Origin of the sequence: Roseateles sp. UC29_93, assembly GCF_042695725.1 — a bacterium.
Classification (GTDB): domain Bacteria; phylum Pseudomonadota; class Gammaproteobacteria; order Burkholderiales; family Burkholderiaceae_C; genus Roseateles; species Roseateles noduli_A.
This window is the reverse complement of the sequence record NZ_CP170545.1, coordinates 2,947,628-2,960,535: the sequence shown is the minus strand read 5'-3', so window position 1 is coordinate 2,960,535 and position 12,908 is coordinate 2,947,628. Positions and strand designations below refer to the sequence as shown.

Annotated in this window: 11 protein-coding genes; all 11 read right to left on the bottom strand. The window is 70.6% G+C overall.

All coding sequences use genetic code 11. The features are described from left to right. Positions 1 to 15: 15 nt before the first annotated feature. The 11 genes from ACFJIX_RS13765 to ACFJIX_RS13715 all read right to left on the bottom strand — a co-directional run bounded on the left by ACFJIX_RS13765 (position 16) and on the right by ACFJIX_RS13715 (position 12,871). Positions 16 to 1,356 carry a UDP-glucose dehydrogenase family protein gene (locus tag ACFJIX_RS13765; RefSeq protein WP_377160918.1) on the bottom strand — a complete coding sequence of 447 codons (1,341 nt, stop codon included), beginning with the start codon at positions 1,354 to 1,356 and terminating at the stop codon, positions 16 to 18. Between the two features lie 59 nt (positions 1,357 to 1,415). Then, positions 1,416 to 2,423 carry an NAD-dependent epimerase gene (locus tag ACFJIX_RS13760; protein ID WP_377160916.1) on the bottom strand — a complete coding sequence of 336 codons (1,008 nt, stop codon included), beginning with the start codon at positions 2,421 to 2,423 and terminating at the stop codon, positions 1,416 to 1,418. 86 nt (positions 2,424 to 2,509) lie between these two features. Then, entirely contained in the window at positions 2,510 to 3,610 is a 1,101-nt protein-coding gene (locus ACFJIX_RS13755) for a glycosyltransferase family 2 protein (RefSeq protein ID WP_377160914.1), read from the bottom strand. Positions 3,611 to 3,810: 200 nt separating this feature from the next. Further along, positions 3,811 to 4,890, bottom strand: a complete 1,080-nt coding sequence (locus ACFJIX_RS13750; protein WP_377160912.1) for an acyltransferase family protein — start codon at positions 4,888 to 4,890, stop codon at positions 3,811 to 3,813. 31 nt (positions 4,891 to 4,921) lie between these two features. Beyond that, a complete protein-coding gene (locus ACFJIX_RS13745; RefSeq protein WP_377160910.1) occupies positions 4,922 to 5,482 on the bottom strand; it encodes an acyltransferase in 561 nt (186 codons plus the stop codon). A 123-nt stretch (positions 5,483 to 5,605) separates the two neighbouring features. Beyond that, entirely contained in the window at positions 5,606 to 7,123 is a 1,518-nt protein-coding gene (locus tag ACFJIX_RS13740) for a lipopolysaccharide biosynthesis protein (protein WP_377160908.1), read from the bottom strand. 1 nt (position 7,124) lies between these two features. Further along, a complete protein-coding gene (locus tag ACFJIX_RS13735; RefSeq protein ID WP_377160906.1) occupies positions 7,125 to 8,174 on the bottom strand; it encodes a glycosyltransferase family 2 protein in 1,050 nt (349 codons plus the stop codon). After that, positions 8,174 to 9,310 carry a polysaccharide pyruvyl transferase family protein gene (locus ACFJIX_RS13730; RefSeq protein WP_377160904.1) on the bottom strand — a complete coding sequence of 379 codons (1,137 nt, stop codon included), beginning with the start codon at positions 9,308 to 9,310 and terminating at the stop codon, positions 8,174 to 8,176. The genes ACFJIX_RS13735 and ACFJIX_RS13730 overlap by 1 nt, the downstream gene beginning before the upstream one ends. A gap of 124 nt (positions 9,311 to 9,434) precedes the next feature. Then, a complete protein-coding gene (locus ACFJIX_RS13725) occupies positions 9,435 to 10,346 on the bottom strand; it encodes a WecB/TagA/CpsF family glycosyltransferase (protein WP_377160902.1) in 912 nt (303 codons plus the stop codon). 4 nt (positions 10,347 to 10,350) lie between these two features. After that, a complete protein-coding gene (locus ACFJIX_RS13720; RefSeq protein ID WP_377160900.1) occupies positions 10,351 to 11,571 on the bottom strand; it encodes a glycosyltransferase family 2 protein in 1,221 nt (406 codons plus the stop codon). Further along, positions 11,564 to 12,871, bottom strand: coding sequence for a glycosyltransferase family 4 protein (locus ACFJIX_RS13715; protein WP_377160898.1), 1,308 nt, complete (start codon positions 12,869 to 12,871; stop codon positions 11,564 to 11,566). Before ACFJIX_RS13715 ends, ACFJIX_RS13720 begins: the two co-directional genes overlap by 8 nt. Between the last annotated feature and the right edge of the window lie 37 nt (positions 12,872 to 12,908).

Below are 12,908 nucleotides of genomic sequence, written 5' to 3'. Positions count from 1 at the left end.
CTTGGGCAGGACTGATCAGACGGGCTTGGGCCCGGTGCCGCGGCCGATCGCGTGATGCTCGATGCCGAGCATCGCCATCGTCGCCGGCTCGTACAGGTTGCGGCCGTCGAAGACCACCGGCTGCTTCAGCGCGGTCTTGATGCGGTCGAAGTCCGGCGTGCGGAACTCCTTCCACTCGGTGATCACGATCAGCGCGTCGGAGTCGCTCAGCGCGTGCTCGGCACGCTCGCAGAAGCTGACGCCGGGCACCTGGCTCAGCAGCTTCGCGGCCTCGCCCATCGCGACGGGGTCGTAGGCCGCGACCGCCGCGCCGCGCCGCGCCAGTTCCTCCACCACCACCAGCGACGGCGCCTCGCGCATGTCGTCGGTGTTGGGCTTGAAGGCCAGGCCCCACAGCGCGAAGCGCCGGCCGCTCAGGTCCGGGCCGAAGCGCTCCACCACCTTGTCCACGAGCACCAGCTTCTGGCGGTCGTTGGCTTCCTCGACGGCGTTCAGCACCTTCAGGTCCTGGCCGTGTTCGCGGCCGGTGCGCACCAGCGCCTTCACGTCCTTGGGGAAACACGAGCCGCCGTAGCCGGCGCCCGCGTACAGGAACTGGTAGCCGATGCGCGGATCGGAGCCGATGCCGCGGCGCACCAGCTCGATGTCGGCGCCGACCTTCTCGGCCAGCAGCGCCAGCTCGTTCATGAAGCTGATGCGCGTGGCCAGCATCGCGTTGGCGGCGTACTTGGTGAACTCGGCGCTCCTGACGTCCATCACCATCAGCCGGTCGTGGCTGCGGGTGAACGGCGCGTACAGCGCGCGCATCATCAGCGTGGCCTGCTCGTCGTCGGAGCCGACGACGATGCGGTCCGGCTTCATGAAGTCTTCCAGCGCCGCGCCTTCCTTCAGGAACTCCGGGTTGGAGACCACCGAGAAGTTCACGTCGACGCCGCGCCGGGCCAGGGCCTCGGCGACGGCGGCGCGGACCTTGTCCGCGGTGCCGACCGGCACGGTGCTCTTGTCGACGATGACCTTGTAGTCGGTCATGCGCTCGCCGATCGAGCGCGCCGCGGCCAGCACGTACTGCAGGTCGGCCGAGCCGTCCTCGCCCGGAGGCGTGCCCACGGCGATGAACAGCAGCGTGCCGTGCGCGACGGCGGCGTCGACGTCGGTGGTGAACTGCAGCCGGCCCGCGGCGCGGTTGCGCGCCACGACCGCGTCCAGGCCCGGCTCGTGGATGGGGATGCCCCCGTCGTTGAGGACCTGGATCTTGTCGGGGTTCACGTCGAGGCACACCACATGGTTGCCCATTTCGGCCAGGCACGCGCCGGTCACGAGACCCACGTAGCCGGTGCCGATGGTCGTCACTTTCATTCGTTCTCTCCAGCTGGAAGCAGTGGCGGTCGGTGGTGGCGGCCGGTGGCGGCGGCCGGTCAGACCTGGTAGTAGTCGCGGTACCACGCGACGAAGCGGCGGATGCCCTCGGGCACCGGCATCGCGGGACGGAAGCCCGTCCACGCGGCCAGTTCCTCGACGTCCGCATGCGTGGCCGGCACGTCGCCGTCCTGCAGCGGCAGGAACTCCTTGACCGCCTCGCGGCCCACGGCCTGCTCGATCGCGCCGATGAAGTCCATCAGCGGGATCGGGTCGTGGTTGCCGATGTTGAAGACGCGGTACGGCGCGTTGGAGCGCGCCGGATCCGCCTGCACCGGGTCGTAGGCCGGGTCGGCCGTCGCGGTGCGGTCGAGCACGCGCACCACGCCTTCGGCGATGTCGTCGATGTAGGTGAAGTCGCGGATCATCTTCCCGTGGTTGAACACCTTGATCGGCTCGCCCGCGAGGATCGCCTTCGTGAACAGGAACAGCGCCATGTCCGGCCGGCCCCAGGGCCCGTACACGGTGAAGAAGCGCAGCCCCGTCGTCGGCAGGTTGAACAGGTGGCTGTAGGTGTGGGCCATCAGCTCGTTGGCCTTCTTGGTCGCGGCGTACAGGCTGACCGGGTGGTCCACGCCGTGATGCTCGCTGAAGGGCATGTGCGTGTTGCCGCCGTAGACGCTGGAGCTGGACGCGTAGGCCAGGTGCTTCACGCCCGAATGGCGGCAGCCCTCGAGGATGTTGGTGAAGCCGACGATGTTGGACTCGATGTAGGCATGCGGGTTCACCAGCGAGTAGCGCACGCCGGCCTGCGCGGCCAGGTGCACGACGCGATCGAAGCCGTGCTTGGCGAACAGCTCGGCGATGCCCGCGCGGTCGGCGACGTCCATCTGCACGAACTCGAAGCCCGGCTTCCCGCTCAGCCGCGCCAGGCGGGCGTGCTTGAGCGTCGGGTCGTAGTAGTCGTTGAGGTTGTCCAGGCCGACGACCTGGTCGCCGCGGGCCAGCAGGATCTGGCTCACGTGCATGCCGATGAAGCCGGCGGCGCCGGTGACGAGAACTTTCAAACCTGCTCCCCGGGGATGAGACGTAACGCGAAGGCGCCGATTCTCACCCAGCCGGATGACGCCGCCGCGTCCCCGGCCCCGCTCAGTCAGGGGTAAACGCGGGCGGCCGGCTTCCCGGGAGCGGTCGCCGTGCCTGCCGCGGCGGCCGGAGTCGCGCCCAGGGTCGAATCGAGCGTCGAATCGAAGGCGGAATCCGTTGCCGCCGCGCCGGGCGGCGGGCGCAGCGCGCGCTTGAGGCGGGTCAGCCCCTGGTAGAGCGCCTGCGGCATCAGGCTCATGCGCAGCAGGCGGCGGCGCTCGTCGGCGAAGACCTGCGTCTGGACGCCCTTGAGCACCGAGCGACCGGCGAACTTGTCGCCGTACTTGATCTGGTGGTGCGCATGGGAGATGCGGAAGAAGTTGTGGAACTCTTCCATGTCCGCGCCGACCTGGACCGCCTCCGGATGGGCACGGCGCCAGGCCTCGCCGGTCTCGAAGAACCGGTAGCGGGCCGGCGGCGCATGGCGGTTGAGCGCCCGGTCGTCGCCGTCGGCGTGGTAGCAGGCGCCGGGCTTCGGGTCGAAGACGATGGGCCCGGTGAACATCAGGCGGATCCAGGTGTCGAGGTCCTCGCCCAGCCGCACGCCGACCGGGAAGCCGCCGACGTTCGCCAGGGCGGCCTTGTCCACCATCACCGCTGACGAGCACACCGGCGAGCCCTGCAGCGCGATGCGGTAGTAGTTCGCCGGCGTCAGCACGACGCGCGGCGCGGTCTCGGAGCTCACGCCGGGCGTGCGGCGGCCATCGGGGGAGGCGACCTCGTAGTTCGTGGCCCAGCCGACGGCCTGCGGGTACTCGAGGCGCAGGCGCCAGAGCCGCTCGAGGTGGTCGGGGTACCAGGTGTCGTCGGCGTCCAGGAAGGCCACCACCGGGCATCGCGCCGCCTCGACGCCGAGGTTGCGGGCGGAGGACACGCCGCCGTTGGGCTGCCGGAGAAGACGCACGCGTGGATCGCCGTACGCCTGGACCAGCGCGGCGCCGCCGTCGGTGGAACCGTCGTCGACGACGACCACCTCGAAGTCACGGACCGTCTGCGCGCAAACCGAGTCGAGCGCGCGGACGATCTGCCCTTCCTTGTTGTAGAGCGGGATGACGACGGACAGACGCACGTCGTCGGACGCAGTCGCAGGAATGGACGAGGTGCTCATGGCAGTCCCGGTGGCGATCACACGCGACCGGGAGCCCGCGAGCCCGGCAAGGACGTCGGCGCTCCACGTTGTTGCCGCGGGAGCTTGGATTTGCCCCGGCCTGGTGCCGGCTGCACGCCATACGCACCAAAGAGGTTAACGCCGCACCAACGCGGCGTCATGGCGGCGTTGTCCCCGAAGGACGGCTCGGCGGCGAGCCTTCAGCGCTCGCCGTGGGCGGCGGCGGTCACAGGCGCGTCATGGCGGCGTGGCGCGGAACCGGCCAGGCGCCGGCGCCAGACGGCGGGCAATTCGAACAGCACCATCGCGGCACGCCCCTGGGCGGCGCGCCAGAACCACCAGGGCAGCAGCGTGCCTGCGGCAACGCCGACGATCAGGTGCGGCCAGGGACTGGTGATGCCGAGCACCTTGGTCAACACGATGCGGACACCGCTGGCCACGAGGATGTGGGCCAGGAAGATGGCCATCGACGCCCGCCCCAGGGCCGCCATCCGCTGCCCGTGGCCGCCGGTGGCCAGCGCGATGGCCAGCACGCACACGAGCGACAGCCCCAGCGTCGCGGCGGCGAGCCGCAGCAGCTTGGCTTCGCCGATGCCCGCGGCCTGCAACGCGATGAGGGCGACTCCGCCCGCGAGCACGCCCGCCAGCGCGAGCCGCGAGGCGGTCGCCGTGCCGAGCCCGCGTGCGCCGAGCCACGCGCCGGCGGCGAAGTACAGCAGGTGGCTGGACACCAGCGCCGCCGGCATCGGCCAGTCGCGCTGCTGCAGGGCCATCAGCGCCGCGCCCGTGAGCGTCAACGCGGCGACGCCGGCCTTCGGGCGGCGCCAGCACATCGCGACGCCGAGCAGGCTCATCAGGAACAGCGCGTAGAGGAACCAGAACTGCGCCCGCGGCGTCCAGCCCAGCGCGAGCACCTCGGCCAGCGAGACGGGCTTGCTGGTCCAGCGCGACATCAGCAACTCGATGCCGCCTTGCAGCAGCGACCACAGCACGTAGGGATAGAGGACGGTGGCCACGCGGCCGGCGAGGTAGTCGCGCGGGCCACGCCGCGTCAGCGAGCCGACGAAGAACCAGCCCGACAGCAGGAAGAACAGCGGCATGTGAAAGCTGTAGATCGCCGAGTCCAGCGTCGTGAACCACCACGGATCCATCGCCACGCCGCCGTTGACCAGCCCGCGCGCGACGTGGCCATACACCACCAGCAGGATGCCGAAGCCCTTGGCGATGTCGACCCAGTCGGATCGCGCCGCGTCGGGAGAGGAGAGCCGCGCCGTCGTCATCGTCGTACTGCCTTGAACGTCCTTGAACTGCCTAACGCGGATCCAGGACCTCGCGCTTGCGCAGGCCCTGCTCCTGCTTGAGCTTCAGGTAGTGCCGGCCGCCGTCGACCATCGCCTGGAAGGCCGCCATGTCGCGCGTGCCGATCTGCACCGCGGGATTCCCGCCGAGGATCGCGCCGGGCGGATGGGACTTCGTGACCACCGCGCCGGCGCCCACGATGGTGCCCTCGCGCAACGTCACGCCGGGCAGAATCATCGCCCGCATGCCGACCCAGACGAAGCGCTCGATGGTGACCGGACGCAACAGGTCGACCTCGTCGTACGGGACCATCGTCGCGTCCTTGTAGCGATGCATCGAGGTCATCACCGCGACACCGGGCGCGAAGATGACGTGGTCGCCGATCGTCAGCCCGCCCTGCCCGTTGAAATAGCCACCGCCCTCGATGTGGACGTGGTGGCCGAGCGAGATCCGTTCCGGGAATACGAAATCGTTGCGGCCGGCGATGCCGCAACCGTCGCCGCGCGACTTGAACGTCACCGTCGGCGCCGGTCGTCCCAGCAGGCGCCGCACCATCCTCGAGAGCCTTCCCATGCCGTGTTTCTCCGTTGTCCGTCCATCGTGGCGGCACCTGCTGCTCCCGTGGAGGATGCTGGTCCCGCCGGTGCGCCGTCGCAATGTGCGCGCGCCCCTGAATACCGTCTCAAGCGCGCGGCCTCAGCCCGCGCGTTTCAGCTTGCGCCGCAGCTTGCCCAGCACCGCGTCGCGATCCTCGCGCCGCAGGAACGCCGTCCACAGCATCAGCGCCGCGCCGGCGCCCACGCTGCAGGTGGCCAGCGCGAGCGCGGGCCAGGATGCCGGCACCGCCAGTCGCGACACCGCCAGCGAGGCCAGGAAGACCAGCGTCGCCATCATCAGGATGGGCAGCGCCTCGCGGGCGAAGGTCCACCAGGGCCGCTGCAGGATGTGCGCGGCGTACAGCGGCGTGAAGATCAGGTTGCGCAGCAGCAGCACCAGGCCGCCCGCGATGGCGATGCCGTAAAGGCCCCAGGCCCTGGCCATCGCGATCGCCAGCACCAGGTTCACCACGCCGGCCACGACCTGCAGGACGCCGGGCACCTTCACGTGGTTGGTGGCCAGGCTGACGTTGTGCAGCGGCAGGTAGGCGAGGTTGAGCGCCAGATGCCCGGTCGCGAGCACCATCACCAGCCACAGCGGCGCGAACGTGGGACCGAGCCAGACATGCAGGATCGACTCCGAGAAGCCACAGACGATGCCGATCGGGATCGCCATCACCAGCCCGAGGTTGCGGACCGAGGCGCGCGCGTAGTCGATCATCTCGTCGAGCTTGCCTTGCGCGTGCAGCGTGAGGATGGTCGGACCGAACACCCCCGACACCACCAGCGCGAAATTGCGCAGCAGCATCGACCACTGCAGCACCAGCGCGTACTGTCCGCCCGCCGCCGCGCCGACGACCTTGTTGGCCACCAGCAGGTCGATGTTGATCAGCAGCAGCGTGCCGATCTGGCTGATGAAGACCCAGCCGCCGGTGCCGCCGAGTTCCTTCACCACCGGCCATGAGAAGCCGTCCAGACGCGGTCGCAGCGCGGGCGCGAGCCGGCGCGACGCCACGATCACCACGCCGATCGTGGCCAGCGCCGCGCACAGCACGCTCGCGCCGACGTGCCAGAGCTTGGGCATCGTGAGCTGGAACAGCACCAGCACGACGACGACGCGCGCCACCAGGCCGAGGATGTTGCCCAGGTTCTGCAGGTCGAAGCGGTTGCGGCTGTAGACCACCGACTGGAAGGGCGTGCCCAGCGTCGTCACCGCCAGCCCGCCCACCGTGAGGAAGAACAGCCAGCCCGCGTCGCGCTCCCAGCCGGCCGGCACGTCGATCCAGTGCGCGATCTGGGTCAGCAGCGGCAGGCCCAGCACGCACATCAGCAGGCCGACCAGCGCGGACGCCCACAGCGAGGAGTTGAAGATGCCGTTGGCGCGCGCCTGGTCGCCGCTGCTCATCGCCACCGTCAGATGCCGCCCCACCGCGGCATTCAAGCCCGCGGTGATGACGTTGAAGTAGCCCGCCACGGTCACCGCCAGCGGCACGAGGCCGTAGGCGGCGACGCCCAGCTGGCGCACCAGGTACGAGACCAGCCACAGCGAGACGACGATGTTCAGCGCGAAGAACGCGACGTTGCTGACCAGGTTGGCCCCGAGCTTGCCTTGTCCCACGTCAGCCCCGCGACGCCTGCGTGGTCGACGAGGGCGACGAGGGCGACGCCGACGGCGCCTCGGCGCGCCGCCGCAGCGTCGCCTGCACCCGTCCCAGCGCGCGGTACAGCGGCTGCGGCAGCAGGCTCAGGCGCTTCAGGCGATCGCGTTCCGCCGCGAAGGCGCGCGAGCGGCAGTCCTTGAGCACTGCGCGCCCCGCGGCCTTGTCGCCCCACTTGATCTGGTGATGCGCATGCGCCAGCCGGAAGAAATCGTGGAAGGCCTCGATGTCCTGCGCCACCTGCGTGGCTTCGGGATGCGCGCGCATCCAGGCCTCGTCGGTGTCGAAGAACACGTAGCGCGGCGGCGGCGGGTTGCGCACCAGCGCGCGGTCGTCGCCGTCCGCGTGGTAGTACGCGCCGGGCCGCGCGTCGAAGGCGATCGGTCCCGAGAACAGCAGCCGGATCCACGTGTCCAGGTCCTCGCCCAGCCGCACGCCGGCGGGGAATCCGCCGACGCGCTGCAGCGCCGCCTTGTCCACCGCCACCGCGGACGAGAACACCGGCGTGCCATGCCGCGCGATGCGGAAGTAGTTCTCCGGCGTCAGCACCAGCCGCGGCTCGGTCACGACCGACACGCCGGGCGTCAGCCTGCCGGCCAGGTCCACGACGTGGTAGTTCATCGCCCACGCGACGGTGCCCGGGTAGTCCGCGCGCAGTTGCCACAGGCGTTCGAGGTGATCGGGGTACCAGGCATCGTCGCCGTCGAGGAAGGCGATCACGTCCGCCCGCGCGAGTTCGACGGCGCGATTGCGCGCCACCGACACGCCGGCATTGGCCTGCCGATGGAGTCGCACGCGTGGATCGGCGATCGCCGCGACCACGTCGGCGCCGCGGTCCTTGGAGCCGTCGTCGATGACGACGATCTCGAAGTCCTGGAAGCTCTGCGCGAAGACCGAATCCAGCGCGCGGGCGATCTGCCCTTCCTTGTTGTAGAGCGGGATGACGACGGAGATCCGCGGCACCGCGTCGACGCCGCCGGAAGGAGCGAAGGAGGAAGACGGCACGGACATCAGCGGCGCCCCTCGCTGTACGGCGCGGCCGTGAAGTTCAGGCGCGCCATCTCGCACGAGTCCTGGATCGAACGCGCCCACGGCGGCGCGGCGCGGCCGCCGACGGCCAGCTTCGCGATGCGGCGCGCGGCCTCGACCGGATCGGCGGTCGCATCGCCCACGCGACCCTCGGGCCGGTAGCCGATCTCGTCGAGGAAGTCGCCGCACTTGCGGTGGTACTCGACCAGGATGAAGGGCACGCCCGCCGTGTAGGCCAGGATGCACGCATGCAGCCGCACGCCGAAGATCGCGTCGCAGCGCTGCAGCTCGGCGTAGACCCGCTTGGGATCGTCGTCGTACGGCAGCCGCTCCACATGCGGATAGCCGTCCAGCGAGGCGATCACCTCGTCGGTCACCGCGTCGTCGCCCGACGCCGCATGCCCGTTGAACACGAAGAAGCGCAGCGCGAAGCCCTCCTCCGCCAGCGCCTTCACCGTCGCCTTCACCGAGGCCACGCGGCGCTGCTCGTTCTCCAGGTTGCCCTTGCCGTAGTAGCGCTCGACGTTGCACACGCTCACGCCGATCACCGGCCGTCCCGTCGCCCGCGCCGGCAGCACCGGCGCCGGCGAGTCCGCCATCACGTCCAGCATCAGCAGCGCCGGATCGAAGGCCTGGATCACCGGCGTGTCGACGTTCATCGCCTTCACGATCTCGAACGAGGCGCGATCGCGCACCGCGATGTAGCTCATCTCGCCGATCAGCTTGCGGATCTCGCGTTCACCGTCCGTGGACTTGAACGGGCCGACCGACACGCCGGCCGCCGCGATCGACTTGCGGCCGACCTTCTGCACCAGCGACTGGCGCAGCAGGTTCACCCACAGCTCCTGCGGCGAGTGCAGCGTCGAGCCGCCGAAATACACCATGTGCCGCGCGCTCAGGCCCGACAGCGTGCGCGACAGCGTCTGCTGGCCGGGGTAGCGACGCTCGATCGGGATGATGGCCTGCGCGGGCTGGCTCAACACCGGCAGCTCGGTGGCGACGAAGGCCAGGTCGCGGGCGCCCCAGTACTTGCGGCTGCCCCAGTCCGCCACGACGCAGAACACGTCGTCGCCGGTGTTGCGGTAGCCGTAGTAGCCGTTGAACAGGAAGTCGGTCATGCGGAATCCGGAAAGGTGGGACCAGGTCGGGGGCCGTGGGGGCGGGACGGAATCTGGCGTCGGGAGTCAGAAGTCGGGACGGGTTCGGAATGCAGCTCGTGATCGGCGCGGGGCCAGGTCTTGCTCAGACTGCCGAACTCCGGCCGCGCCGCGTGGCCGATCGCCACAGCAGCCCGGCCGCGAAGGGAATGCCGTCGACGAGGTAACGCCGCGCCAGCCGGCCGGGTTCCTGCGTCAACCGGTGCACCCATTCCAGGCCGCTGCGCTGCATCCAGCCCGGCGCGCGCTTCACGTCGCCGGCCACGAAACTGAAGCTCACGCCCACGCCCAGGTACCAGGCGCGCGGCGCCAGCGGTCGCAGACGCGCGGCCAGCTTCTCCTGCTTGGGCGAGCCCAGGCCGATGAAGACGATGTGCGGCTGCCAGCCCGTCAGCAAGGTCTCGATCCTGGCCATCTCCTGCGGCTGCTGCTCGAAACCGAACGGCGGGCACAGGCAGCGCACGCGGCCCGCGGCCACGGCCTCCGGGATCAGGCGCGCGGCGGCGGCTTCGGCTGCGCCTTCGTTGCCGCCGATCAGCGCGATGCGCAGTCCGGCCGCGGCGGCCGCGCCCATCAGCGCGTTGAACAGGTCGGAGCCGGTCAGCCGCGTCGGCAGCGGCGTGCCCTGCAGCTGGCTGGCCCAGACGATGGGACGGCCGTCGGCGGTGAACACCGTCGCATCGGCCACCAGCGCGCGGAAGGCGGGCTCCAGGCGCCAGCGGCGCAGGATGTCGATGTTGGGCGTCACCACCCAGCCGCCGCGACCGGCGGTGGCCTCGTCGACGATGTGGGCGGTCAACACCGGCACCGTGGTGGCGACGAAGGGCAGCCCGTCGACGTGGATGGTCGGCAGCGCCGCGGGGCCGGTGTCCATGGCGCCGGCGGGCGTCACGGGCGTCACGGGCGTCACGGGTGTCGTGGACGCCGTGGACGCGGCCGGAGGCAAGGACGTCGCGGGCGTGGCGGACGTCGCCGGCGGAGGGGGTGTGAGGCTCATGGGATCAGACATCTCGTTTGGTTCTCACCCAGTCCACCTGACGCTTGACGATGAAGCGCAGGTACAGCGGAATCTTGGCCAGCAGGATGAACGGCGCGCGGGCCAGCTCGCCCAGCGTCAGGATGTCGCCGGCCCAGCGGTGTTGCGCCAGCACGATGGCCAGCAGCAGCGCACCCAGGCCCAGCAGCGACAGCACGAACGGCGCCGTCCAGCCCAGCACCAGCGCCAGCAGCAGCTGGACCAGCGTCCAGCCGACCAGCAGCATGCCGAGCAGCGCCAGCGGCGGCACCAGCATGTCCATCACCTGCAGCAGCTGCGCGCCGCGTCCCGGACGCATCGACTGCCACAGCAGCCGTGGCCCTTCGCCGACCAGCATCGCCAGGTGACCGTGTTCCCAGCGCGTGCGCTGGCTGGCCTCGCCCTCGCTGCTGTTGGCGAAGACGCTGGTCACGCGCGCGTCCTCGCACAGCAGCGGCGGCGCGCCCAGTTGGGCCAGGCGCACGCCCAGCTGCATGTCCTCGGCCAGGTGGCCGCTGGCCAGCGGCGCCTGCACCGCCACGTCCCACGGGAAGGCCATGCCGGTGCCGTAGAGCCCACAAGGCAGGCCGACCTGGTGCATGCCGCGCGGCCGCACCAGGTTTTTCACGCGCATCGCGAACTCCGCCACGCGCGCCTTCAGGCCGTCGTTGGCGGCCGACATCAGGTAGGTCGCCTGCACCGGCCGGCCCGTCGCATGCGCCACGGCGGCGATGCGCGTCAACAGCTGCGGGCCGAGCGTGCAGTCGGCATCCAGCACGATCACGACGTCCGGCGCCTGCCCGGTCTCGAGCGAGATGCGCTCCAGCGCGCGCACGCCGAAGTCCAGGGCGTAGCCCTTGCCGCGTTCGGTCGCGTGCGTGCGCTCGACCACGGTCACGTCGAACTCGCGCGCCTGCGCGGCGGTGTCGTCGCTGCAGTTGTCGGCCACGACGACGATGCGGTCCGATGGTCCGAGTTGCGCCAGCGCCTGCATCAGCGTCGGCCGCAGGCCGCGGCCTTCGTTGTGCGCCGGCATGACGACGGCGATGCGCGGTGGCCGCTCGAACGCGGGCAGCTCGCGGCGGTCCGGCAGCAGCGCCAGCAGCACCTGCCACAGCACCAGCGCCGCCGGCGCGAGCACCAGCAGGCTGATCACGAGCATCAGCGTCCAGGCCACGGCGGACACGGTGGACAACAGCTCAGGCATGCGCCCCCTCCTTCGCGGCCGATGCGGCACGATGAGGCGAATAGGTCTTCGCGGGCGAAGCGTACTCCTCGAACAGCGCGACCAGCTTGGCGGCCTCGCGATCGACGTCGTGGCGCTCCAGCGCCGAGGCCCGCGCGCGCTGGCCCACACGCGCCAGCTCGGCGTCGTCCAGCCGCAGGCAGGCGAGCATCGCGCGCGCCAGCGCCTCGGGATCGCCGGCGGGCAAAAGCCATCCGTTCTCGCCGTCGCGGATCAGCTCGGGGATGCCCGCGATGCAGGTGCTGACGCAGGGGCGGCCCAGCGCCATCGCTTCCATGATCACGACCGGCAGGCCCTCGGCGAAGCTCGCCAGCACCAGCGCGCGCGCCGCGAGCAGTTCGCTGCGCACGGTGTCGCTGGAGATCCAGCCGGTGATGCGGACATTGCGCCGCAGGCCGAGCTGCGCGATGCGCTGCTCGATGGTCTTGCGCAGTTCGCCGTCGCCGGCCAGCACCAGTTCGAAGTCCGGCACCTCGCGCGCGACCAGCGCGGCGGCTTCGATCAGCAGCAGATGGCCCTTCTGCTCGGTCATGCGGCCGATGCAGATCAGGCGCTTGCCGTGCGGCGGCGGCGCCTCGACCGAATGGAATTCCGGATCCAGCCCGCAATGGACGATGCGCAGCTTGGGCCACTCGGTGTACGCGACCCAGCGCGACAGCTGGCTGCGGCAGAACGAAGTGATCGCGGCGACGAAGCGCGCGCCGCGGATCTTCGCGCCCAGGTGCAGGAAGTCGGGACGGTCGAATTCCTCCGGACCGTGCACCGTCATGCTGTAGCCCGGACCGCCGAGCGCCTCGATCAGCATGCCCACTTCCGCGGGGTTGGTGCCGAAGTGGATGTGCAGGTGCTGGATGCGCGCGGCGCGCAGCACCGGCATCGCGGCGCAGGCCTCCATCAGGTAGACCAGGTGGAAGGGCCAGGGCCGGTCGGCGCGGCGGCTCATGCGCAGCGCCAGCTTCAGCGCGGACAGGAAGCGGCCCGGCGCGCGCGCGGCCTGCGCCAGCGTCGCCTTCAGCAGGCCGACCGTGCCGTCCTTCAGCAGGTAGTGCGTGCGGGCCTTCTCGGCCTGGTCGATCGGATCAGGCGCGTCGTCGTCCCAGCCGCGGATGGCCAGGCGCAGCACGTCCAGGCCCTGCTGCTCGACCGCGAGGATCTCGCGGCGGATGAAGGTATGGCTGACCTTGGGGTAATGGTTCACCAGGTAGGCGACGCGCGGGCGCGCGCCGGCCGGGGGCTGGCCTTGAGGGGCTTGGTCATCCAACTGCTTCGTGATCAATCGTTCCTCCCGGATTCAGCGC